Raw genomic sequence first — 24,938 nt, 5'->3', positions numbered from 1 at the left:
CAGGTCAACATCAGCCGGCGGCCACCAACCAACCGGCCATCACGCTATGCCACCACGCGGAATCCCAGCGCGCACCACCTGAATGTTTGCCCCCAGCGACCTCCCCAAAGAACCAAGTATCATTCTTTGCGCCAGACCTGTATCCCCACTCTCACTAACCCTTTCAGCCTGCGACTCTCCCCAACGCGTGAGCTGCTCCGGCTTTGCGGTGGGAAATGCCCGCAGTCGATCCGCAGTTAGTGGACTGCCAACGAAAACGCCCATTGACTGCCGAAGCATATCAGAACGAAGGCCGCCGACATAGATGTGAGAGATGCACTCTACCCACCAGTCCGCCCCGCTAACCCCCTCCCACATAGATGTCATCATCGCCCTGCCAATCAATTGGCCATGATCATCGTAAACTCGTTCTGCCCGCTCTATGAACCGCTTGCGGTAGACCTCCAGGCTCAGCTTGCGCCCATAACTATCATCAGGCCTGCAGTAGATGCGCCGAAACAATTCAGAGTCGGAGATCGTTTCCCAGTCATTGGCGTCAACCAAGCGGATTGGGACCGGATCGTCAGGGCCTTGAACATTGATGTTCACAGGAGCTAGCGCACACATCTTCAGAACCATGGCATGCAGATACTCCGTGTGGGTAAGTCGGCGACTTGCGCTACGAAAGAGCCCATCAACCGACCGCGGATCCGATCGAAGCCTGGCCCGCACAATGGTACCTGAATGGCGGAGCCATTCGGGACGCTCAGCAGCGCGCAACAACGGTCGAACCGAGACGCCGCTAGCAAATTCCAGTACGTGAGTATCTCGCGCGGCTTCTTCGATCGCCAAGCTACGGACTACCACCTCATCTGCAATCATGAAAACCGAGAAAAAACCGATCCCAAAGCGTCCAATAGGCTGAAATCCGCTTAGCTGAGGATGCTCGCTTAGCATCTCAATCGATCGCCACTTGGATGAACCAAAATCGGTTAACGCCGACACCATTATACTTGGTTGCATCCCAATTCCCTGGTCTGCAATGGTTAGCCACCAGGATCCATTTTCCTCGGCAAGTAAAATCGTGACGGAACTTGGCGCTGTACCTTCGCGGGCAGAACGAGCAAGCGTTGCGTCAGCAGCGTTAGCGATCAACTCGCGCAACGCCACATCTGGGCGTCTCCCGTAGAGCTTCTCCCCGCCGAGATTGCCGACCACCTTGTCGACATCCGTCACCCGTATCCGCGCGTCGATGGGCCGCCACCGTTCAGTCTGCAGGTAGTTAGCCATGCGATCCGGGGCATCAGCACCAGCAACCGATCGCGCACGGAACCGAGGCCGTTTCAGGTCGGCACAAAGAGCATCAACACGACGCAGTTCCCCATCGATCATTTGAATTGTCTCATAGGCCAACCACCATGCTGGCGCCTCGACGCCAGCGAATCGCCTAGTTGAAGTATAAACCAAACGGTCATCGTCTAGCTGAGGCCGCGTCAAGCGTTCCTGGAAGACCCAGTGGTGCTCAGAAACACCACCTGGTCGACGAAATGCATGCACATAGCTCGGAGCGCGTCGGCTGTCGATATGTACGGCATCCGCTAGTCGCAGGATACATGCAATCTTCAGAATGTCGACAGTCCAGGATGGGGGGTGATCGGGACGGGAGCCCTGCACTCGGTCAAGCTCACGAAGCCGACTCACATCCCACCAGTGGCTTTCGGCGATTTCTCCAATCATGCTGCCATAGTCAAGCCTTAGACTGAGATCCGGCAACAGGAAATTGTCGCTACCGTCCTGTGCGATGAAAGGAATCCGAAGTAGCTGCGGTGCCCTTTCAGCATGACGTCGCCGCAACAGCTCAACAAGCGCTTGATTCTGAGCGACGGCCGCAACCGCCTCCGGGCCTGCGGTAGGTTCAGCGTTTTTCAGTCGTTCCGTAGCAACAGCAAGAAGGCCTTGATACGAAGGGTCCGCCATGACTTCTTCCGAACCGCCCGGATAGGCACACATCCCCATACCAAGATCATGCATCAAGAATGCGCCACCCAGAACAAAAGCCTCAGCCGGATTGATTGGAAAATCGTCCCCACAAACGATAGATGCAGTGTCCCACAAGGAATCGATGTGAGAAATTGAATGGTCCGTGAACATCGGCATCGACCGAACTATTTCATTGGCAAGCGGAGACACCACGGAACGAAACTGTTGAAATGCTGCCCTTAGCGCCGAGCGCTGTGCCGCCCAGTCGTCCCCGGGAACCTCAGCGAGCGTTCGGCGCCACAAGGGTGACTGCTCGTAGGACACCTGATCCGAGAGGCTTGCCATAAACGCTACTCCTTAATCATTACGAAGCTCACAGCATTTCCGATTTGCAACGCAACACTTCTGACAAGTACGGCTCATCAGCACCCACGCTGCTACCGTGGTTCAGGCATCAGCTTGCGCCGTGCTGGGGACGGCTGGTGAGCGCTTCGGCAATGGCGGCGAACTCGCGTAGGGCGGCTTGTAAGTCTTCGACGATCTCCTGTGCGATGACCTCGGGTGGCAGCAGCGCGTCGGCGTCCTCCAGGGAGGCGTCCTTCAGCCAGGTGATGTCCAGGTTGACCTTGTCGCGGCTCAGCAGCTCGTCGTAGCCGTACGCCCGGAACCGCTCGCTCTCCACCCGCTCGGCCCGGTCCTTGCCCGGCAGGTAGCAGTCCCTGACGAACTCCTGCAGGTGCTCCCGGCGCAGCGGGTTCTGCTTGAGCGTGAAGTGCTGGTTGGTCCGGAAGTCGTACACCCAGAGCTTGCTGGTCCACGGCTCCTCGCGGGCACGCTTGCGCTCGAAGAACAGCACGTTGGCCTTGACCCCACCGGCGTAGAAGATGCCGGTCGGCAGCCGCAGCATGGTGTGCAGGTTGTACTGCTTGAGCAGCCGCCGCCGGATCGTCTCCCCTGCCCCGCCTTCGAAGAGCACGTTGTCGGGCAGCACCACCGCGGCCCGCCCGTCGATCTCCAGCATCGACGCGATGTGCTGCACGAAGTTGAGCTGCTTGTTCGACGTCGTCGCCCAGAAGTCGGCGCGCTCGATCTCCCGCTCCTCGCGGCTCGCCCGCCCGTCCTCGCCGATCATGCGGATCGACGAGCTACGCCCGAACGGCGGGTTGGCCAGCACCAGGCTGACCTTGCCGTCAGGCTCCCGCCCGAGCGAGTCGCGGACGTCGATCAGCGACGGGCCGCTCGCCGTACCAATGCCGTGCAGCAGCATGTTCATGGCGGCGAGCCGCGCGGTGCCGTCGACCAGCTCGGTGCCGGTGATCCCACCGTTGGCCAGGTGCCGGGCCTGGTCGCGGGTCAGGCTGTCGCCGTGGTGCCGCTGGATATGGTCGTACGCCGACAGCAGGAACCCACCCGTGCCGCACGCCGGGTCGGTGATCGTGTCGCCCGGGGTCGGCTGCACGCAGTCGACGATCGCCTCGATCAGCGCACGCGGCGTGAAGTACTGCCCGGCACCCGACTTGGCATCCTCCGCGCCCTTGGCCAGCAGCTCCTCGTACGCATCGCCCTTGACGTCGACGCCGGCCTGTGACCACTGCTCCTTGTCGATCAGGTCGACGATCAGCTTCTTGAGCTTCGCCGGGTCCTGGATCTTGCTCTGCGCCTTGCGGAAGATCGTGCCGAGCGTGCCGGACTCCTGGCCGAGCCCTCTCAGGATGTTGCGGTACTGCACTTCCAGCCGGACACCGTCGCTGTCGAGCAGCGTCTGCCAGCTCAGGTCCACCGGCACGATCTGCTCCGGCTTGAGCGGCCGGTTGGCCCGCTCGTCGGCCATCTTCAAGAACAGCAGGTACGTCAGCTGCTCCACGTAGTCGATCGTGGAGACCCCGTCGTCGCGCAGTACGTCGCAGTAGTTCCACAGCTTCTGCACCAGCCGGCGCGAATCCACGTTGCTCACAGCGGCAACTCTCCCTGCTGAAAATCGGTCCCGATCGCCCTGGTCGCGGGCGCTGCCAGCTCCTTGGCCGTACGCCGACCCCGCTGCTTCGGCACCACCACCCGTTGCGCCCGGATGCGCGCCAGCAACTCGGATGCCGGCTCATCTGCCGGATCCTGCTCCACCAACCGCCCCGCAAACGCCTCCGCCAGCAGCGCCTCACGCAGCCGCCCAGCCCTCACCTTCGCGAGCTGAACCGAGTCCGCCAGCCGAGCCAGTGCGTCCAGCCGATCCTTGGTCTGCGCGACAATCGCCCGCTGCTCCTCAATCGGTGGCACGGGGAATTCGACTTCCTTGAAACGGCTCGCCGACAGGTGCGCGATGTTGGTGGTGATTCGCACTTCTTTGATGAAACGCCGCGCGTGCATGTGCCTGCGGAACACCAGCAACGCCCACTCAGGATCGATACCATCGTGTGCCCTGAACCGCAGTAGGCTATTGGTGAAGGCCATTTCCGCTGGCTCACCCCGGTACATGGCGGGTCGCCCGAGATACTCCGGGCTCTGCCCCTCGTTCAGCAGGATGTCACCAGGCGTCAGCCGGAAACGCTCGAACACCTCGGGTGGGAAGTCCATCTGCATGACGTCGCGCAGGTCGAGCCGATCCTCAAAAACGTTGGCCACCCGGAGGTACGGCCGCATGTGCGGCCCGGTGTGCCAGTCGGGATGCCGCTGACGACCAAGGTCTACCTTGCCAGCCTGGCCGACCGTCACCACTCGCCATCCAGGCCTGCCAGTAATCGGCACCGACTCAACCAACACGCGCTTCGTAAGCATTTTCAGCCGAGCGCCACTTGAGGTGACGTTTGCGACTGCCACGTCGCAATGAGAAAGCAGCGTTTCGAGCGAACCGATCATTCGACGTTGCTCGGCGAGCGGTGGGACCGGGATGGCAAGATTTTCCAGGTAGCCGCGCGGGACTCGTCTGAGCCCTACGGCCCCGGTCATCGCGCGCGCAGCGTCCCGCCGGACCGAGTCCTGTAGCAGGTAGTAGGCAAGATAGTCAGGGTCGATTGCCCCGTGGGATCGCAGCGAGAACAGCTCGGTGCTCCCCATACCCCGACCGGACGACAGACCACGTGCGACCGCGATCTTGCCGTTCTCCATGCATGGTGTCACTTTGGCGAATAAGACATCGCCTTCCTGAAATCGCGTCAGGGATCGCTGCTTCAACTCTCCGTAGGGTGCCGTCTGCGAAGCATCCAACTGCCCAGACTCAGCTTCGACCGACGCCATCGGAACGAATGAGATGTGCTCATCGTCGTCTGGCTCGGCATCGAAGCGCCGTTGGTTAATGGCAACGATTTCCGAAAGGGGTGCCAACTCCCAGCCTGGGGGTAGGTCGCTCATGCGGTCAGTTCCTGGTTGAGTTCGGTGATGAGGGGTTCGGCCTGGGCGCCGAAGGCTTGGATGTAGCCGTCGATGCCGCCGCGTTCGGTGAACGGGGCGCCATCCAGGTCGTCGGGGGTGACGGCAACGCTTGCCGCTATCACGTTCTTGATCCTTTCCAGCCACCAGACTTGCTCGGGGGTGAAGGCGGTGCCGGCCTGCTCCTGGCGCAGCAGCCAACCTTGGAAGCGTTCTTCGACGACCGACCGGTACGGGCGCAGCTCCTGGTCGAGGCCCAGCTCGTAGCGGACCAGGGTGATCAGGTCGGTGACGCCTCGGTCGCCGGGTGCTTCGGCGGTGCGGCCGAGCATCTCGTACGCCTCCCACAGCCGGTCCGGCGTCCACGCCTGCGGTGGTCGGGAGATCCGCGCGGCCAGCTCTTTGAGCTGGTCGAAGTCGACCCGGCCTTTGCCGTCGAAGAAGACCTGCAGCGCGGTGATCTCGTCGCGGTGTTCTTCGAGGTAGGCGTGCCAGCTGCGGACGACCTTCTGCGCCCGTTCGGCGGCCGGCACCCCGGCGGCGGACAGCAGCGTGTCCCGGTTGACCTCGTCGATGGTGATGTCGTGGGCGCGGCGGATCTCCAGGATGCGGTGCCGCAGCTCCGGTGCGGCGGCCAGCGGCCGGAGCGCTTCGGCGAGCAGGTCGCGTACCGCGTCGGGGCCGGCCTCGTGCGCGGGAATCAGCGATTCGGGGGCGACGGCGTCGGTGAGTCGGCGGGCGATTGCGGCCAGGGGTTGGCCGTCGGCGAGGTCGGTCAGCTCGGCGCGTTCGTCGTCGGTGAGTTGGCGGTCTAGCCGGGCCAGTCGGGCGGCCAGGGTGGCGACCTCGTCCTGGTCGGCGGTGAGGGTGCCGGCTTTGCCGAGGAGTTCGCGCAGTGAGATCTGTGCTTCGGTGCGCCGGTGCAGCGGCACCGCCTCGTCCAACTCCTGCTCGGTGACGCCGACCGCGTCGACGATGACGAACCGGTCCTTGACCTGGGCGTCCGGGGTGACGGCCTGGAAGTCGGCGGCGTCGATGGTGCGGGCGCCCCGGCCTTTCATCTGCTCGAAGTAGGTCGCCGTGCGGACCGGGCGCAGGAACAGCAGGCATTCCAGCGGCCGGACGTCGGTGCCGGTGGCGATCATGTCGACGGTGACGGCGATCCGCAGCTCCGGGCTGTTGCGCAGCGCCTGGATCAGCTCGTCGGGGTTGTCGCCGGTGCGCCGCGACGCGTACGTGATCTTGGTGGCGAAGTCGTTGCCGCGGCCGAAGACGTCGCGGACCATGGTGACGATCTCTTCGGCGTGGTTGTCGTCCCGAGCGAAGATCAACGTCTTGGGTACGGTCGTGCGGCCGGGGAAGATCTCGGTGAAGAGTCGGTCCCGGAAGGTCTCCAGCACCAGTTTCAGCTGGCCACGGGAGATCACCGTGCGGCCGACGTCCTTACCGACGTAGCTGAAGTCCTCCTCCAGCTCCTGGTAGCGCTCGGCGCGGGTGCGCCGGTCGCGCAGCGGCACCACCGTCTTCGCCTCGATGGTCGAGCCGGCGTCGGTGATCTCGGTGCGGATCCGGTAGACGTCGAAGCCGACGTTGACCCCGTCGGCGACCGCCTGCTCGTAGGTGTACTCCGAGACCAGATTTTGTCGGAAGAAGCCGAGGGTCTGCTTCACCGGCGTGGCGGTCAGCCCGACCATGAAGGCGTCGAAGTACTCGAGCACCGCCCGCCACTTGCCGTAGATCGACCGGTGGCATTCGTCCACGATGATCAGATCAAAAGCCTCCGGCGGGATGGCCGGGTTGTAGGCGACCTGCGCCGGTTCGTCCAGCTCATAGCTGTCGTACGCCTGGTCGTCGACGTCGGCGTCCGGCAGCTCCCGGCCGACCAGCGCCCCGTACAGCCGCTGGATCGTGGAGATCACCACGGCCGACGAGTCGAGCATGCCCGCCCCGGCCAGCCGGTCCACGTTAAACAACTCGGTGAACTTGCGCCCGTCCCCCGGCGTGGCGTAGCCGGCGTACTCGCGCAGCGTCTGCCGGCCCAGGTTGTTGCGGTCGACCAGGAACAGAATGCGGACTGCCTTGGCGTGGTGCAGCAGCCGGTAGCTGCTGGTCACCGCCATGAACGTCTTCCCCGCACCGGTCGCCATCTGGATCAGCGACCTAGGCTTGTCTGCGGCCAGCGCGCCTTCGAGGCCGCGTACCGCGTCGATCTGGGCTTGGCGCAGCCCCTCCTCCGCAAGCGGCGGAAGTTGCCGCAGCCGGGCCCGCAGCGTCGGGGCCGCCGGGTCGTCGTCGGCCTCGCGCATCCAGCGCGCGAGCGTCTCCGGCTGGTGAAAGGCGAAAACCTCCCGGGTACGCGGCTGCGGGTCCAGCCCGTTGACGAACGCCGTCTCGGTGCCGGTGGCGACGTAGCCGAACGGCAGCGGCGCGTCCCGCCGCCAGGCGGAGATTCGCTGCTCGCGGGTCAGCCCGCGCAGGTAGCGGTCCAGCTGCGCCTCCACCCCACGCGGCGCGGTGCCTTCCCGCTTGGCTTCGATCACCCCGACCAGTTTCTGCTGTACGTAGAGCAGGTAGTCGGCCCGGCCAGTGGCCAGGGTGACCTCCCGTACGGCGACACCGGCGACCCCGGTCCCCGCGTACAGATTGATCTGGGTTTCGTCCTGGACCTGCCAGCCGGCGGCGATGAGCTGCCGGTCGATCTCGACCCGGGTCTGCACCTCGTTGAGCGGCTCGGCCGACGCGCGCCGGGCGCGGCTGATGAACGCCTCGCGTTTCGCCGCCGACACCTTCGCCGGCGCACGGGCGGCGAACTCCGCACTGGCCACCGTCATCTGCGGCTCCAGGTCCGCGACCAGCTCGGCGGCGACCGTACGGCGGGCCGCCGACTCGGTGACTGCCCGGTCGGCAGCGGCTTCCGCCGCAGCCTGCGCCGCCGCCACCGACGGCTGTCCGTCGAGCAGAAGTTTCGCCTCGGCCAGCTCCTGGCGGTAGCGGTCCAGCTCGGCCTGCAGGCCGACGACGATGTGCTGTGGCACCTGCTGCGGTGGCGGGCTGGGCGGCACGAAACCGATCGGGCGGCGGTCGTCGGTCAACGCCCGGTGGAACCACACCCCCAGCTCGAAGCAGTCGCGCAGCAGCTCCAGCGCGGTCCGTACCTGGTCGAGGTGGTCGTGCACGGCCTGGTTGCCGACCTTGCGCAGCCGGGTGAACGCCTCGTTGATCTTCGGCGTGAGTACGCCGTTGGCGTTGAGTGCCTGCACCTGGTCGACGAACCTGTCACTGCTGGCCTTGGTGCCGGTGCGATTCACCAGCTCACGGGCGAGAGTGTCGCCGAACGCCCGCGCCTTGAACATCGACGACTGGGCGTCCACGTAGATCAACGACTCGGCGCCGACGCCGTACCAGACCAGCAATCCATGATCCACAAGGAACCCGAAGTTGGCGGACTGGTTGGCGAGACGCCGGATTCGTTGATGATCCACAACTCTCCACAGGGGTACGACCGATGTAGAACGCCAGAGCCTATCCATGCTCGGGCCGACACGGCATCGGCCGGAAAGTATCTGTTCGATACCGATCGGGCAGGCTCCGCCGGTCCGTCAAGGTGGTTGCGGGACTGACCCCGGGCAGCAGCCGGCAGCGACCCGGTGAATGATGGCCGGGTGAGCGAGTACCAGTACTACGACTTCCGTGCCATCGACCGGCCACTCGACGAGCAGCAGATGGCTGAGCTCCGTACGCTGTCCACCCGGGCGGAGATCACCCGTACCAGCTTCACCAACGTGTACCACTTCGGCAGCTTCGGCGGCGATCCGCTCGCCATGGTCGAGGAGTACTTCGACGCGCACCTCTACATCACCAACTGGGGCACCCGGCAGCTGGTGCTGCGGCTGCCGCTGCGGCTGCTCGACCTGGGGACCGCCCAGCAGTACTGCTGGGCAGAGCCGGCCGAGGCGTACCAGTCGGGCGACAACCTCATCCTGAACTTCTTCAGCGAGGACCCCGACGGCGTCGAGGACTTCGACCGCGACGGTGAGGGCTGGCTCGCCAGCATCGTCGGCGTCCGCGACCAGCTCGCGGCCGGCGACTACCGTGCCCTCTACCTGGCCTGGCTGTTCCTCATCCAGGACGGGGAGTTCGGCGACGAGGCGACCGAACCGGCGGTGCCGGCCGGGCTCGGTGACCTGACCGGCGCGCTGCACGAGTTCGCCGAGTTCCTGCGGATCGACCCCGACCTGATCGCCGCCGCGGCGCAGGGCAGTGCCCCGGAGGCCGCGGGCGCCGCCGCTGACCCGGCCCGGCTGGCCGACTGGATCGCTCAGCTGCCCTCCGCCGACAAGGACACCGCGCTGCTCGGCCTGCTGCAGGGCGACGGGCTGGCCGTCACCGCCGAACTACGGCAGCGGTTCCGGGCCGACACCGGCACGGCGGCGGCAGACCCTGCCGGCAGCAAACCGCGCACCATCGGCGAGCTGCTCGACGCGGCGGAGACGATCCGGGAGCAGAGCGAGTAGTTCGACCGGGTGTAGTCCCAACGGCCGACCACGACTGGGCCGATGACCCACCGCCGCTGCGGCGGGCGGTCGGGCTCGCCGGCCCGGTCGGCCGCTCCACAGTGGCGATTGCGGCGGCTAGCGTGCAGCGGGTGAAGTGGCCTACCCCCGCAACCCTGCGCCACCGCGTCCTGCTACCCGTACTCGGCGTAGCGATACTACTCAGCGCGAACGTGCCACCACTGTACGGTTTTGCCAGTGACTGGCTGCACGAGCGCAAGCTCAACAGCGCCGAGTACCAGCGGGAGCACGGCTACTGGCAGGTCCTCGAACTCCCCGAGGACCAGCGGGTCAACGCGATCCACGCCGCGCTGCTGCCCACCGGCAAGGTGCTGCTGATCGCCGGCTCAGGCAACGACCGGGAGCAGTTCGACGCCGGCACGTTCAAGACCCTGCTGTTCGACCCGGCGACCGAGCGGACCGAACTCGTGCCGACCCCGGAGGACCTGTTCTGCTCCGGGCACTCGTTCCTGGCCGACGGCAACCTGCTCGTCGCCGGCGGCACCCAGCGGTACGAGGTCCTCGAACCCGACATCGACCGGGCCGGCGGCACCATGCTGGTCAAGAACGAGTCCCCGGACGGCGGTCCGCGCAGTTTCGTCAAGGGCACCGAGTTCGTCGCCCCGGACGGGCGGCGCTACTCCGCCGGGCACGACTTCGTCGTACCGCCGGCCACCAAGACCGACGGACCGGCGGGCCGGGTCGTCGTCACCGCAAGCGAGACGGAGGTGTGGGTCGACGCTGCCGGGTTCGGCGACGAGTACGTCGTCGAACGGCAGACCCAGTACCGGGTCAACGGCCTGGTCGGCGACGAGGTGCAGGACATCTACGGCCTGGCCGACGCGATCACCATGGACAAGCAGGACTACCAGGGACTCGACGCCGCGTTCGAGTTCAACCCGTGGACCGAACGGTACGAGCGGGTCGACGACATGCACGTCAAACGCTGGTACCCGACGCTGACCACGCTGCCCGACGGGCAGGTGCTCACCGTGGCCGGGCTCGACGGCAGCGGCCAGGTCCTCGACGGCACGCAGCACGAAACCTACGACCCGCAGACCAGGAGCTGGACCCTGCGACCCGACCTGGAACGGTACTTCCCGACGTACCCCAGTCTGTTCCAGACCGCAACGCCCGACCTGCTGTTCTACACCGGATCGAACGCCGGCTACGGACCCGACGACCAGGGCCGCGAACCCGGCCTGTGGGACCTGAGCGACAACACGTTCACCGAGGTCGACGGGCTACGCGACACCGACCAACTGGAAACCAGCATGAGCGCCTGGGCCGGCCCGGTGCAGGAGCAGCGGATCATGGTCGTCGGCGGCGGCGGGGTCGGCGAGTCGGCCCTGTCCAGCGACCGAATCGACCTCATCGACCTGACCTCGGACAACCCCCGGTTCACCCCCGGTCCGGACCTGCCGGACGGGACCCGCTACCCCAACCTGGTGCAGCTGCCCGACGACACCGTGCTGATCACCAACGGCGCCAGCGACTACCGGGGTCGCGGCCTCAGCGACAACCACACCGCCCGGATCTTCCACCCGGACAGCAACACTCTGACGGTTGCCGCCGACCCCCATGTCGGTCGTAACTACCACTCGGCGGCGTTGCTGCTGCCCGACGGCCGGGTGCTCACCGTCGGCTCCGACCCGCTGTTCCGCGACGCCAAGAACAGCATCAGCGGTGAGTTCGAGCAGCGGCTGGAGCTGTACTCCCCGCCGTACCTGTTCGGCGGTGTGCGTCCGGTCCTCGGCAGCGTGCCGGAGCGGATCGAACGTGGCGGCAGCGTCACAGTGATCAGCCCGCACGCCGACCGGATCGACCGGGTGCGGCTGATCCGGCCGGGTGCCGCCACCCACATGCTCAACAACGAGCAGCGGTCGGTGGCAATCGACTTCACCCCTGCCAGCACGGGACGACTGGAGCTGAGCCTGCCGGAAGAGGCGACGATCCTGCCGTCCGGGCCGTACCTGCTGTTCGCCATCGACACCGACGGGGTGCCGTCGGTCGGCGTACCGGTGATGGTGCGCTGAGCGGGCGGTCACTCACCCCGCCTTGCCGAGCAGTTCGAGGGCGTACTCGGGCCACCACCCGCCGGCGGGCGGCTCACCCGGCCGGCAATCGCCGTCGGACTCCCCCGGACGTTTGATCCACAGCAGGGCGTCGACCCGGTCCAGTCCGGTCGTCGTAGTCGGTGATTCCCCCAGTGACCGGCCGGGCGGGTTGCACCAGGACGGACCACCGTCGACGGTGGCACCGTCGACCGGCCCGGCGCCGTTGCGGCTGGTGTCGACGACGAACCTGGTACGCCCGTCGAGTTCGTCGGACAGCCGCCGGCCGTAGTCGACGTTCTCCTGCGTACCGATGAAGTTGGAGACGTTGAGCGCGAAGCCGTCGGCTTGCCCGATCCCGGCCCGGCGCAGCGCGTCGGCCAACCTCGGCAGGTCGGCGACCCAGCGGGCGTGGCCGGCGTCGAGATACACCTGGGCGCTGCCGGTCTGCTTGAGCACGGCGACCGCATCGGCGAGCAACGCGAACCGTTCGTCGGCGGAGCCCGCGCCGCAGCTGTCCAGGCTGTGCGCCACAGCGTCCGGTTCGACGATCACCGTGACCGGACGACCGGCGATTCCGGCCGCGAACTCCCGGACCCAGGCCCGGTAGTCGTCGCCGTCGACCGCACCGCCGCCGCTGAAGCTGCCGCAGTCCCGGTCCGGGATGTGGTACGCCACCAGCACCGGCATGCCGCCGGCAGCGTCGGCCCGGGTCAGCACGGTGTCGACGCCGGCGCGTACCGCGGTGGTGCTGCTGGTGACCCAGACCGCTGTCGGCTGCTCACTGATCCGTCGGAGCCGGTCGGCGTCACCGGTGCGGCCGGCCGCCACCCAGGCGGTGACCTGGTCGGCGGCGGCTCCGGTCGGGTCGACGAACAGCTCCGCTCCGGCGAGCGGCACCGCGACCGGCGGGCCGCTGGCGCCAGTGGTGCGGGCATCGGTGATCTGGTCGCCGAGATCACCGGCCGGCTCCGTCGGGGCTGTGCCGCAACCAGCCAGCAACGCCAGGAGCGAGCCGACGGAAAGCGCGGACGTCGACCGGCGGACCATCGACCACAGCACCGTTCGTCCTCCGTCAGTGGCGTAAAGCACGGCCGAGACTAGCTCAACTGGCTGATTCGGGCAGACTTCCCCGGTGCCATAGGATCGACGAAACCGTCGGTCGGGGCGTGCGGCCGGTGGGCACGACTGCGGGGCGGCTTGCTGCTTGTGGCGGAACCATTCGACATCCCGGTGTACGGCCGGTCCTGGGCTCGACTCGAATCCTATAGCCGGCTCGCTGGTTCGCTGACCGATCCGCCGGAGGGCGTGCCGTACCGGGTCCGCTACCGCAGCATGCATGGAGCGCACGGTAGCCGGCAGATCGTCACCGCGGTACTGATCGCGCTGGCGAACATCTGCTTCGAGGTGTTCTTCTTCGTCTGGCTGCTGCAGCCGGGGCACTTCGCCGACACCAATCCCGGTCCGGTGGCCGAGGCTGCCCGGCTCGCCAATGTCTTCGTCATCTGCTCCATTGCCGTCGTCGAGGCGTTACGGCTGGTCAACGTACTGTCGCTGTCGCTGGCCTCGGTGATCGCGCGGGATCCGGTGCCGGTGGTCCCGCCCCGAGGGCTGCGGGTCGCCTTTCTCACCACGATCGTGCCGAGCAAGGAACCGGTCGCGGTGGTCCGCGACACGCTGCGAGCGGCGAAGCGGATCCGGCACCGGGGCGTCTTCGACATCTGGCTGCTCGACGAAGGCGACGACGCCGAGGTGAAGGCGATGTGCGACCAGCTCGGCGTGCGACATTTCACCCGCAACGGCATCGAGCGGTACAACCAGCGGCGCGGACCGTTCCGGGCGAAGACCAAGCACGGCAACTACAACGCCTGGGTCGACGCGCACGGCGACGGCTACGACGTCTTCCTCTCCGTCGACCCCGACCACGTGCCGCTGGCCAACTTCGCCGAACGGATCCTCGGCTACTTCCGCGACCCGGACGTGGCGTACGTCGTCGGCCCGCAGTGCTACAAGAACGGCGAGGCGTTCGTCACCCGGGCCGCCGAGTCGCAGCAGTTCCCGTTCCACAGCGTGATCCAGCGAGCCGCCAACGCGTACGGCACGTCGATGCTGGTCGGCACCAACAACGCGGTACGGATCAGCGCGTTGCGCAGCATCGGCGGGTTGGCCGACTCGATCACCGAGGACATGGCGACCGGGCTGGCCGTGCACACCACCCGCAACCCGTCGACCGGCCGTCGGTGGAAGTCGGTGTACACCCCGGACGTGCTCTCCGCCGGCGACGGCCCGGCCAGCTGGAGCGACTACTTCTCCCAGCAGCGGCGCTGGTCGCGGGGCACCTTCCAACTGCTGTTCGGCCGCTACTGGCTGCGCTTCCCCCGGCTGTCCGCCGGTGGGATGCTGCACTACACCCTGATCACCACCTTCTATCCGTCGATGGCCGTCGCCTGGCTGCTCGGCATCGTCAACGCGGTGCTGTTCCTGGCTCTCGGCGTCAGCGGCATGACGATCTCACCGCAGATCTGGTTCGCCCTCTACACCGACGCCACCGCCTTCTCGCTCTGGCTCTACCTGCACAACCGGCGGTACAACGTCAGCCCGTACGAGGCACCCGGTTCCCGCGGGCTCAAGGGCATGCTGATGTCGATCATCTCGGCACCGATCTACGCCGGGCAGTTCGTCAGTACGCTGCTGCGTCGGCCGGCCCGGTTCGTGGTCACCCCGAAGGGGGCGCACAGCAGCAGCGACGGCTTGTACACGTTCCGGGCGCACCTGGGCTGGTTGGCGGTGCTCGCCGCGGCGGTCGGGGTCGCCGTTGCCCGCGACTACGCCAGCCTGCCGTCGCTGCTCTGGCCCGGCGTGGCGCTGCTGATCTGTCTGCTACCGGTCGCGCTGTGGCGACGGGACCTCCGCCGGCGTTCCCACCCGGTGCCCACGGGTGACAGCGGTAGCGACGGCGGACCACCGACGATCGAGGAGGTACGTGGTCCGGACCGGGCCGGGGACATCACCATGGAGATCCCACGAGCGCTGCTGGCGGCGCATCTGGCCAGCCGGTCGGTCGACGACCAGCCCGACGACGTCTCCGCCACGATGATCCTGCCCCGGATCGAGGTACCCCGGCAGGCCGGTCCGCCCGCCGTCGAGCAGACCAGGCCGCACGCCGTCGAGCAGACCAGGCCGCACGACCGGTCGCCTCGGGACAACGACATGGGGAGCCGGTGAGCCGACGGACCGGGACGAACACCCGCAATCGACGAATGGTGAACATACACCCTGCTACTGATGACTCACGGGCAGTTGCCGGACAAGGCTGGCCGGGTGATGACACCCCGCTTGTTGCTAGCCGCCGCACTCGCGGCCGCGCTCTCCAGTCCGACATGGAGTCCACAGCTGATGGCGCAGGCCGGCACACCGGCGACCGCCACCGGTGCGACCACCGTCAGCGCCGCAGCGACCGCGATCGAGCCACAGTCGACCAGTCGCCCGGACCTCAGCATGACCAACCGGATCCGCGGCGGCGTCGACGGACTGCCCGACTGGTCGCGGGTGGGCTACCAGGGCGGACACCCGCTTCCCGGCGAGCACCTGATCACCGCCGACGCGGCCTGCCGCCTCGACCCGAGTCGCCTGGCCGGCGAGTTCGGCGTGGTCGCCGACGACGGCCTCGACGACACTGCCGGCCTGCAGGCCGCCATCGACCACGTCCGCGCCGCCTGCTCGCCGTCGGCCAACTTCCACAAGCTGTCACTGATCAACCTGCCGGCCGGCCGGATAGACGTGTCCCGGCAGATCTACGTCGACGCGAACTTCCTGATACTTCGTGGCCAGGGTTCCGGTGCCGGCGGCACCCAGGTGGTGTTCCGGCCGGACACCGACACCCGCTACGACACCCTCAGCACCGACGGTAGCCGTTGGGATCCGAACGGGATGAGCTACGGCAGCGGCAACGACATCGGCAAGGGCGGCTGGATCTGGCCGGGCAGGGCACTGTTCAAGGTGCAGACCCGCGAGGTAGCGAGCCGCTACCAGAACGAGTGGCAGTCGGCACCGACCAACCGTAAGGACCTGTTCGAGGGCTCCGTCAACCAGCACTGGGTCTCCGGGCAGAAGCTCGCCGACCGCAGCGACGACCCGGGCTTCTCCGCCCGCTCCGGGCAGAGCGTCATCCACCTGGCCAGCAACACCAACATGTCGAAGTTCTCCCCCGGCGGCTACATCTGGGTCGGCGCAGCCAACAGCGTCAACTTCTACGAACAGCAGGGCGTCACCTACGCCGAACACGCCAGCATGATGGAGAACCTCCATATGCGACAGCAGATGTTCCGGGTGACCCGGGTGGACTCGTCAGCCAAGACGATCACCCTGGACCGACCACTGGAGTACGACCTACCGGTCGACTCGGTCTCCGACGGCTCACCGCCGTTGCCGGCCGGGACGACGTTCGCCAGCAAGGTCACCCCGCTGACCGCGGTCGAGGGCGTCGGACTGGAGAACTTCGCCTTCACCCAGGAGATGACCGGGCTGCCCAAGCTCGGCGGCGGCACCTACGCCCTCGACCCGGCCGACGCGGTGCACAACTACGGCAACCTCGCCCCCGAGTACGCCATGAACGGGGTGCTGTTCAAATGGGCGGCCAACAGTTGGGTCCGTGGCCTCACCGGCACGATGACCGGATCCCACCCCATCGTCACCGAGGTCGCCCGCAACCTGCAGATCGAGGACAACACGTTCGACGGTGCCTGGAACAAGGGCAAGGGCGGCAACGGCTACCTGCGCGGCAGCCGCGTCTGGAACTCGCTGTACGCGTACAACACCAGCCGCAACCTGCGGCACTTCACCTTCCAGTGGTCGGCCAGCGGCAATGTGGCGTTCCGCAACGACTTCGACTCCGATCTGAACCTGCACGGCGGCTGGGAACGGTACAACCTGTTCGAGGACAACACCGTGCGGGTGCCGTACGAGCACAGTTCGGGCAGCTGTACCGCCAACTGCGGGGGCGAGGGCGGCCAGGTCGACGAGGGCACCTGGTATCCGATCTGGTGGGCGGCTGGGCCCAAGGCGATCAAATGGTCCGGGTCGGCCGGACCGCAGAACGTCTTTTATCACAACGAACTGTCCAAGCAACTCACGCCCGGCGGTCCGTACACAACCTACGAGCCGTACTCGGTCACCGGCACCACCAACCCGTCCGAAACGGTTTACCACTTCGGCTCCGACCCGACCCACCCGCGCCAGTTCCGCCACCTCAGCGCAGCCGGGTCGGTGATCCCCGACTGGTCAGGCCGGGAAACCCTCGACTACACAGGCGGTAAAGGTGTAGTCGCCGTGACCGGGCACCGCCAACCGTCGCTGTTCCTGATCAATGTCGGGCAGCTCGACCCACGCTTCGAGGAGGTCCGCCAGGCGGCCACCTGGAACATGCAGGGCGCTGGCACGTCCGGCGGCTGGAGCGGCCAGGACGGCGAGTACGAGGACAAGTACGCCAACGGAGTCCTGCCGCTGGCCGTGACCGGCGGTGCCACGGTGATCGCCCTGCAGGAGGCCGGTGCACCACCGCCCAGTGCCGGGCCGCCGACCGACCACCAGCAGGCCGACTTCCAGCGGGCCAACGGGACGTTCCCACCGGTGCGGGAGTATCGCCACGGCGGGACCGCCCGCCGCCCCCAGGGCTACCTCTACTGGCTGCACACGGACACCTCGGCGAACGGGCCGGGCCGGGTCAACCTGGCCATCGCCACCCGCAGCCAGGTGCCAGCGGACGGGATTTTCGTGGTCGCCTCGCCGATGGGCGGCCGACCGGCGCTGGGGGTCAACGTGGGCGGCACGGTCTTCTTCACCGTGCACGGCTTCTCCGGCAACGGGAACGACATGCCTGGCCTGCTAGGCGCGATCCGACAACGGATGCTCACCGCCGGGCCGGGCAACCAGTCACTGGACTGGGTCGCGATGGGCGACTTCAACCGCGATCCGGACAGTCTGGCCAACGCCCTGCCCGCCGGACAGTTCCGGGTGCACGCTCCGCCTTCACCGACCCACCCGACCGCGGATCCACAGCGGTACCTCGACTATGCGGTCGTACCGGACGCCGGCAACATACCCCGGATCACCGGTTCCGAGACCTTGTCGCAGGTCCTGTTGTCGGATCATCTGCCGGCCCGGTTCCGGCTGGTCCTGGAAGCCGCAGCCGACCCGCCGGAGCTGGTGGAGCAACCAACCCCACCAGGAAACGCGGTGCTGCGCAACGCCGGCACCACCAACGTCGCCGACATCGACCCCTTCCGCATCGGCAACGGCATCCTCGACATACCGTTCCATTCGGGTTTCCAGCAGCCGTGGTGGTTGGACGAAAGCGCGGAGTTCCCGTCCTACTACCGGCTGGTCCACCCGGTCACCCGCAGTTTCATGGGCCAGGAGGGTGGGGCAGCGGACGCACCGGTGGTGGAGTGGCCCCACGAGGCGGCGGATCAGCTCTGGCGGCCCGACTATCAGGGCGACGGCACGTGGACGTTGCGCAACATGGTCACCCGGCAGATGCTGACGGCGGTGCCCGGCGCACGCTCGGTCGCCGGGCGGGACTGGGACGGCTCTGCCGAGCAACGCTGGTTCTTCCAGACCACGCAGTCGATGTCCGATCTGCGGGAGATCAACCACTTCCCGCCGCTGCAGCAGACCGACCTGGTGGTCGACATCGCCGGCGGAGGCACCGCCAACGGCACACCGGCGATCCTGCACGCTGAGAACGACGGCGACAACCAGCGGTTCAGCGTCCTTCCCGCCGGGCAGACCGACGGCCAGAACTGCTCCTACCTGGTCAACTCCGGCGGCTACCTGAGCGCCGCGCCGACCGGGGTGTCCGTCGACGGGGCGGCGGTGGCGCTGCACCACTTCCGGGGCAACACCGACGGCTACCTGTGGTGCGAGAGCCAGCAGTCGATGTCGATGACGCTGGCGAACCGTACCGTCGTGGCCGGGGTGCCACAGGACCTGTACCTGTCCGATCATGGTGTCGGCAATCAGCTCACGGTCGAACAGGGCGACCCGCAACTGATCCAGACGTGGCTGTGGGAGGCGGCAAGCTGATCACCGGGCTGGGCGGGAGTCCAGTACGCGAAACGGCCCGCCAGGGAGATTCCCTGGCGGGCCGTCCACCGTGGTAGCGGGGACCTCCGGGCCACAGCAGGGTCCGCCGGGCGCGGTAGAGTCAACCGACGTTCACCTTCCTCAGCCGACGTCGACCTGACTGCGGTGCGAGGCCGCGATCTCCGCGGCTTCGCGGCGGGCAGCGGCAGGCAGCCGCTCGCGCGTGAGCCGGTCCGCCGTCGTCCACATCCCGTCGACCAGCAGCTGACCGGTCCCGGTCAGCTGGCCGCTCCGACTGATCACCTGCAACGTGTCCCGCACGGCGGCGCGCCACCGGGCGAACCGCACCTGGGCGAGGTGGATGTGAGTCGGATCGGTTTCGACCCGTTGCTGCCGCTGCCAGAACGTGGCGACCGCGAGATGGGCGTACGCGCCGTGCAGCAGCGCGGCTAGGGGCCGCAGATCCCGGCGCCACGGCGCGTAGTAGCGCTTGTCGTCATCCGTCGGAACGATCAGCGGAAGGGCGTCGCTCAGGGCGAGCAGCTTCGCGTGCTGCAGTTCGTGCGCGAGGGTGACCGCGACCGTCCGCGTGTCGTCCGGGGAGGACATCGCGACGGCACCGAACGCGCCCGCGAAGGTAGCACTGCCGACCGAACTGCCCAGCAGTTGCATCGGTACGACGGCGGTGACGCATTCGGCGACCTCCGCCGCGACCTCGGGATGATGTTCGGCGAGCAGCAGCCAGCCAGCGCGGACACCGCCGGTCCAGCGGCGCAGGTCGAGGTGACGCTCGTCGACGGTACGGGGCCACCCTGGTTCGTCGTTGCCGAGCCCTTGCCACCCCGAACCGTCGATGGTGACCTGCCGGCGGATCAGCACCTGCGGGAGACCGTCCCAGTCCCGCGAGGTCGGCCTGTCCCCAGCCGCAGACCGGTGAGCCGTCGGGGTGGGAACAATCACCTGCCGCCCGGCCCGTTCCAGCAGCGCCAGGTCACCGTCCGCGGGCCGCACGCGTAGCGGGTCGCAGCTGCCTCCCGGCAGGGTCGCGATGCCCAGGGACGGCAGCACGATGCCGTGGTCGGAACGACTTGGGCCGACCGGTACCTCGGCGGTGGCCCCGCAACGTGCCGCCACTGCGGCCGCGACCAGGGCGAGTCGGCCCGGGTGAGCGGGTCGGTGGCTGGACAGCGCCGCCACGGTGCGGCCCAGCCAGGCCCCGACCGCCGGATAGCAGAGTACGTCGTGCACCGCAGTGGGCGAGTCTCGCTCGAGATCAGCCAGCAGGCGGTATGCGTACATGGTCTGTCTTGCTTCCGGGTGGCTGGTCCGTCGCGAGAGGTCGGGCAGCATCCAGCAGAACAGTCTGCTGCGGCTGTTCTGCAGTCCGGCGAGGACCCGGATGCCGGCGGGTGCACCACCACCTTGCGCGAACTCAGTCAGCATGTTCCTCGAGAATCGGTGCGGTTGGATCATGCCTGCTCCCGAAGCTCCTGGTTACCGACTTGCTACCGCAATGTTCGCCCCACCTATTCATCGATGATCGCACATCATTGCCGCCACGTGGAGCGCAAGGTCGATCATCTGGGGAAGTGGCATTGACCCGCCTGACTGCCCAACAGTCGTGGATCCGACTTCCCGCAGCGTCCACAGAGACTGCGCGACGTCGGTGAGGATTTCGGCGATCTGCACTACGATTGGCGTTCCACGCCGCAGCGAGCGACGATGCTCCCGCGCAACAGGGCACCCCCGGCAGACAGGACCGGCGAATGACCCAAGATCGGCACGAGCAAGAGACACTTCTCGTCGACCTCACCGACGTCGACCTGCACACACTGTCCGAGATGCCACCAGATGCCCTGCAGATCTCCCTCGATCATCTACTCGACGAACGATTGAATCCGATCGCCTTCTTCCTTGGTCAGCACGATGGCGATCCGGCGAGCAGCGCCGCACAACCCTCATGATCGAAAGAGATTCAAGATGACCGACACGCCGACGACGACCGCGGCGGGCAAGACTGGCACGGGGCGGCAGACGGCCGAAGTGTTGGTCTTCGTCTCTCCCGGCGGCGGCGCCGGGCAGACGAGCATCGTCGCCAACATCGCCTGGATACTTGCCAGCACCGGACACCGGGTCCTCATTCTCGACTGGGGAGGTAACGCACCCCGCGTCCAGGACTACCTGCATCCTTTCCTTGACGTGACCACGTCCGTCGACGAACCGCTCGGCGCGGCTCTGCGGATGATCGCCGACCGCACCGACACGATGTCGGAGACCAGTGTCCAACGCTTCCAGGCGGCTGGTTGGGCCGACGCCGTGGACGTCGTCACCGCGACCTCCGACAGCTTCTACCCGGCAGCGCTGCCCGACGGTGCCGGCGACGGTAGCCAGCTCCGACGCCTGCTGCAGCAGACCAGCTACCACTACGTGCTGCTCGACGCACCGCCGCAGAACTCGCAGAGCGCGCTGCACCAGCTCGCCTGTCTCTGTGACGCCGCCGCGGTCTGCTTCCGGTCGCACCAGCGAGTGCAGCAGGACGCGTTGCGGCTGGCAGGCGCGTTGGTCAACGCCGCTCCTGTCGGTCTGCGCCTGGTGGCCACCCCGACCCAGGTACGGCTCGGCGAACCGCACGCGGCCGAGTGGCTACATGCCGCCCGGCAACAGTTCGCCCAGCTCGCCGGACCGGCAAGCGCGGGTGTCACCGTGTCGTTCGTCGAGGTGCCGCGCCACTCGTACGACATCGAGCGGGAAGCTCTCGCCATCATTCTCGATCGCGGCAGCCTCCGGACGGGTCTGACGGGCGTCGTCCACGCGATGACCGACGGTGCCGTTCCGACCGCTCCGGATGTCGGTCGACGACTACGGATGCGCTACAAACGGGCGCTCGGGTTCGATCCGCAGGCCGAGCCGGAGAAGGTCTACCTTGCGTACCGACCGGCCGACCGGCGCTGGGCGGACTGGATCACCGACCGGTTGCGACAGCAGGGCCTGCCCACCAGCCGGCTACCCGCCGATGATTCGTGGATCGAGCAGTCGACGCCGCCGAGCCTCGTCGTGATCGGCGGGCTCGCCACGGCCGACGGGCGAGTACGCCGCATCGCCGAACGGCTCCGCGACGCGATGATCTCGCCCACTGAGGTATCCGATCAGGTCACCGACGTATCCGCCCCGGTCGTACAGGTGGCCGTCACCGCTCCGACCCCGGCTGACTTCGATGCCACAGTGCCATGTCTCGATCTGGTCGGCCTGTCCGCCGGTGACGCCGAGGCACGGCTACGTCGGCAGTTCCTGCTCATCGAGACGCCCTACGACGACCGTGCCGGGTTCCGCCCGCGCTATCCGGGCGGCCTGCCTGAACACCGCCAGCTGCCGCAGACCGTCGACCTTCCCGGCCGCAATCAGCAGTTCATCGGCCGAGTCGACGATCTTGAAACGCTCCGCGACAAGTTACTCGCTGACGGCCCCGGGCCTGTTCTGGTAGTTGGTGCCACCGGGGTCGGCAAGAGCGAGCTGGCCAACGAGTACGCCCACCGGTTCCAGAAGGACTACGACATCGTCTGGTGGATCCCGGCGGACAGCTGGGAATCGATCGCCCTTGCGCTTCGCAGACTCAACGATCAGTTCCAGCTGCTGGATCCGAATCCAACCGAGGTGGACACCGATGGCGTTGAGGAGCAGCCGCGACGAGCATTCGACCTCCTGTTGCAGCTCGCCGCCAGGAGACCGTGTCTTTTCATCTTCGACGGGCTCGACGATCGGGAGCTTCTCGGGTGGGTCGGGTCCGCCGCCGGACACGTGGTGGTGACCTCAAGGATCACCGATACGCCCACCCCGCGCATGCTCGTCGTGACCCACCTCGGGACGGACGACGCAACCGAGTTGCTGCGCGCCTACGTCCCGGAACTCAGTGAGGAGCACTGCGCCGCGGTGGTCGCCGAGGTGGGGCAGCTCCCGCTTTCGTTGCGGCTGACCGGGGCGTGGCTACGGGAGAGCAGACACCACCTGATGGCGTACGCGCCCGCAGATCTCGAAGCCGCTACCGAAGCGATGGTCGCCAGCCTCCGGCCCGAATCCCCGGCCGATCCGCCCGCCGATGCGGATGCATCGCCGGCGGTGTCGGTGCCCGACGACGATCCCACCTACCACGCGCTACGGCGATCCTGGCGCGCGTTGGAGGCGACGCTGCGACAGACGGAGATTGGTCGGATAGCCATCCACCTCGCTGAGATGTGCTCCTTTCTGTCGTCCGACGACATCAGTCTCACGCTGCTCCGTTCGAGTTCGATGATCGATCAGCTGGCCACGCTGTCAGACGATGGCGAAGAGCGCGTGCGCAACGACCCCGCGATCTTCGACGAGGTCGTCTGGACCGGGGCCCGGTTCGGCATCTTCGACGTACGTTGGGGGCAGCGTCCCTCGATCCGTATCCACCGAGCGGTACAGGACGCGGTACGTGGCGCCCTGCCGCCGACGCGGGCCGCCGAGGTTCGCCGTCACCTGCGGCTCGGCCTGGCAAGTTACGCCCCAACCGGAGCTGAGGTCGACGGCGGCTGGCAACGGCACCGCCTCGCCGAGCTGCAACCCCATCTGCTGCCCAGCGGCGCCGTGGCCGAGACCGACCCGAAGGTGCGCAGGTGGGTCGTCCGACAAGTTCGGTACATGCGCCGGCAGGAGACCTGGGACAGCGCGAACGTCGCCCTGAAGGTCATCGACGAGGCTCTCGGCCACTGGTCGTCGGCGGTGCCGCCCACCGATCGCATCAATATGCAGCTACGGGGCGAGCAGGCGAGTCTGCTGCGCTGGATGGGCCGGTACCGCGAGTCGCTCGAGATCGCGCAGCAACTGCGGCTACTGCAGTTGCGCACCATCGGGCAGGAGCATCCGAACACCGCGACCACGCTGCAGGGGATCGCCGGGGACGTACGGGCGCTCGGAGAGTTCGAGCTCGCCAAGAGTCACGAGGGCGTCGCCTACGATGTTCTTCGCAAGGCCTACGGCGAGGAGCACCAGCAGACCTTGATGGTCGCGCACAATCTGGCGCTGTCGTCGTACTTCGACGGCGACCTCTACACCGCGATGGTGGTGGAACGAGAAGTGGTCAACCGCCGATTGCGGGTGTTCGGCACGAGGGACCCCTTCCTCTGGTGGGCCGCTGCCAACCTGGCGACATATCAACGTGAGCTGGGCGACTACCACGCTGCGACCCGGACCATCGACGATGCTCGCGGTTGGCTGGGCCATCCGACCGGCAAGATCCCGACGAACAGCTCGAGTGCGCTGCGGATCATCCGGGTACTCGCGGTCACCCAACGCCGCAAGAACATGGTGCCTCAGGCGAAGGAGAATCACGCCGACGCGCTGCGCGGGTACCAGCAGCTGCGCGGGACAAACCACCTCGACACCTTGGCCTGCAGGCTCGCGCTGGCCACCGACATGCATCTACTGCGGGAGACACCAGCACGAGTGGTCGAGTTCGGGCAGTCCTGCTACCGCGGCTACCAGCGCCAACTCGGCCCGGAGCATCCGCTCACCGGCATCTGCCTGGTCAATCTCGCGCTGTTCCTACGCGGTGTCGGCGATCTCGACGAGAGCCGGCGGGTCGGTGACCACGGATTGCGGATCATCCGGACCGCTGTGCCGGCCGAGACCCACCCCTGGGTGCTCGCGGCAACCATCAACCAGGCCGGCAACCTGGGGCACGGTGGTGCGGTAGACGCCGCGGTGCGACTCGCTGGTCAGGCCGTCGAGCTGTGTGAGGAGGACCTGCCACCAGGGCATCCCTATCCCGACATCGCGCGTGCCAATCTTCGAGTATGGGAGCAGGCAGCGCGTCGATCCGCCGGAACGGTTCCCACCAACCCGATATCCACCCACGACCTCGATATCGACATCCCGCGGCGCTGAGAAGCATCCGGCGAAACCCGACCCC

The 24,938-nt window shown here is 67.1% G+C and carries 12 protein-coding genes; 6 read left to right on the top strand and 6 right to left on the bottom strand.

Annotated features, from left to right (window positions below):
* Nucleotides 1–39 precede the first annotated feature (39 nt).
* The 4 genes from ACXAHD_RS13045 to ACXAHD_RS13030 form a co-directional block, all read right to left on the bottom strand.
* Nucleotides 40–2,304 carry an HD domain-containing protein gene (locus tag ACXAHD_RS13045; RefSeq protein ID WP_475050808.1) on the bottom strand — a complete coding sequence of 755 codons (2,265 nt, stop codon included), beginning with the start codon at nt 2,302–2,304 and terminating at the stop codon, nt 40–42.
* A 109-nt stretch (nt 2,305–2,413) separates the two neighbouring features.
* The gene (locus ACXAHD_RS13040) at nt 2,414–3,913 is read right to left on the bottom strand and encodes a type I restriction-modification system subunit M (protein WP_475050806.1); all 1,500 of its coding nucleotides are present in this window, start codon (nt 3,911–3,913) and stop codon (nt 2,414–2,416) included.
* On the bottom strand, nt 3,910–5,301 hold the full coding sequence (locus ACXAHD_RS13035) for a restriction endonuclease subunit S (protein ID WP_281567443.1): 1,392 nt from the start codon (nt 5,299–5,301) through the stop codon (nt 3,910–3,912). Before ACXAHD_RS13035 ends, ACXAHD_RS13040 begins: the two co-directional genes overlap by 4 nt.
* Nucleotides 5,298–8,801, bottom strand: coding sequence for a DEAD/DEAH box helicase family protein (locus ACXAHD_RS13030; protein WP_475050803.1), 3,504 nt, complete (start codon nt 8,799–8,801; stop codon nt 5,298–5,300). Before ACXAHD_RS13030 ends, ACXAHD_RS13035 begins: the two co-directional genes overlap by 4 nt.
* A 180-nt stretch (nt 8,802–8,981) precedes the next feature.
* Here ACXAHD_RS13030 and ACXAHD_RS13025 point away from each other — a divergent pair, with 180 nt between their 5' ends.
* Together ACXAHD_RS13025 and glxA are read left to right on the top strand one after the other, a co-directional pair.
* The gene (locus ACXAHD_RS13025) at nt 8,982–9,833 is read left to right on the top strand and encodes a hypothetical protein (protein WP_475050801.1); all 852 of its coding nucleotides are present in this window, start codon (nt 8,982–8,984) and stop codon (nt 9,831–9,833) included.
* Nucleotides 9,834–9,964: 131 nt separating this feature from the next.
* On the top strand, nt 9,965–11,908 hold the full coding sequence (glxA, locus tag ACXAHD_RS13020) for a radical copper oxidase GlxA (RefSeq protein WP_475050799.1): 1,944 nt from the start codon (nt 9,965–9,967) through the stop codon (nt 11,906–11,908).
* A gap of 12 nt (nt 11,909–11,920) precedes the next feature.
* Here glxA and ACXAHD_RS13015 read toward each other — a convergent pair whose 3' ends face one another.
* Nucleotides 11,921–12,988 carry a glycoside hydrolase family 6 protein gene (locus tag ACXAHD_RS13015; protein ID WP_281553416.1) on the bottom strand — a complete coding sequence of 356 codons (1,068 nt, stop codon included), beginning with the start codon at nt 12,986–12,988 and terminating at the stop codon, nt 11,921–11,923.
* Nucleotides 12,989–13,135: 147 nt separating this feature from the next.
* Here ACXAHD_RS13015 and ACXAHD_RS13010 point away from each other — a divergent pair, with 147 nt between their 5' ends.
* Both ACXAHD_RS13010 and ACXAHD_RS13005 read left to right on the top strand, forming a co-directional pair.
* On the top strand, nt 13,136–15,151 hold the full coding sequence (locus tag ACXAHD_RS13010; protein WP_281567446.1) for a glycosyltransferase family 2 protein: 2,016 nt from the start codon (nt 13,136–13,138) through the stop codon (nt 15,149–15,151).
* A gap of 60 nt (nt 15,152–15,211) precedes the next feature.
* On the top strand, nt 15,212–19,009 hold the full coding sequence (locus ACXAHD_RS13005; protein WP_281567447.1) for an RICIN domain-containing protein: 3,798 nt from the start codon (nt 15,212–15,214) through the stop codon (nt 19,007–19,009).
* Between the two features lie 141 nt (nt 19,010–19,150).
* On the opposite strand, the gene ACXAHD_RS13000 is transcribed toward ACXAHD_RS13005, so the two are convergent.
* The gene (locus tag ACXAHD_RS13000) at nt 19,151–20,452 is read right to left on the bottom strand and encodes an aKG-HExxH-type peptide beta-hydroxylase (protein WP_475050797.1); all 1,302 of its coding nucleotides are present in this window, start codon (nt 20,450–20,452) and stop codon (nt 19,151–19,153) included.
* A gap of 323 nt (nt 20,453–20,775) precedes the next feature.
* Between ACXAHD_RS13000 and ACXAHD_RS12995 the strand changes: the two genes are divergently transcribed.
* Together ACXAHD_RS12995 and fxsT are read left to right on the top strand one after the other, a co-directional pair.
* On the top strand, nt 20,776–20,973 hold the full coding sequence (locus tag ACXAHD_RS12995) for a hypothetical protein (RefSeq protein ID WP_281553410.1): 198 nt from the start codon (nt 20,776–20,778) through the stop codon (nt 20,971–20,973).
* A gap of 16 nt (nt 20,974–20,989) precedes the next feature.
* Nucleotides 20,990–24,913, top strand: coding sequence for an FxSxx-COOH system tetratricopeptide repeat protein (gene fxsT / locus ACXAHD_RS12990; RefSeq protein WP_475050794.1), 3,924 nt, complete (start codon nt 20,990–20,992; stop codon nt 24,911–24,913).
* The last annotated feature ends 25 nt before the right edge of the window (nt 24,914–24,938 follow it).

Source organism: Micromonospora sp. ABR4_055 (assembly GCF_056160425.1).
Note: the sequence above shows the minus strand (reverse complement) of the source record. Positions and strands in the feature narration are given on the sequence as shown.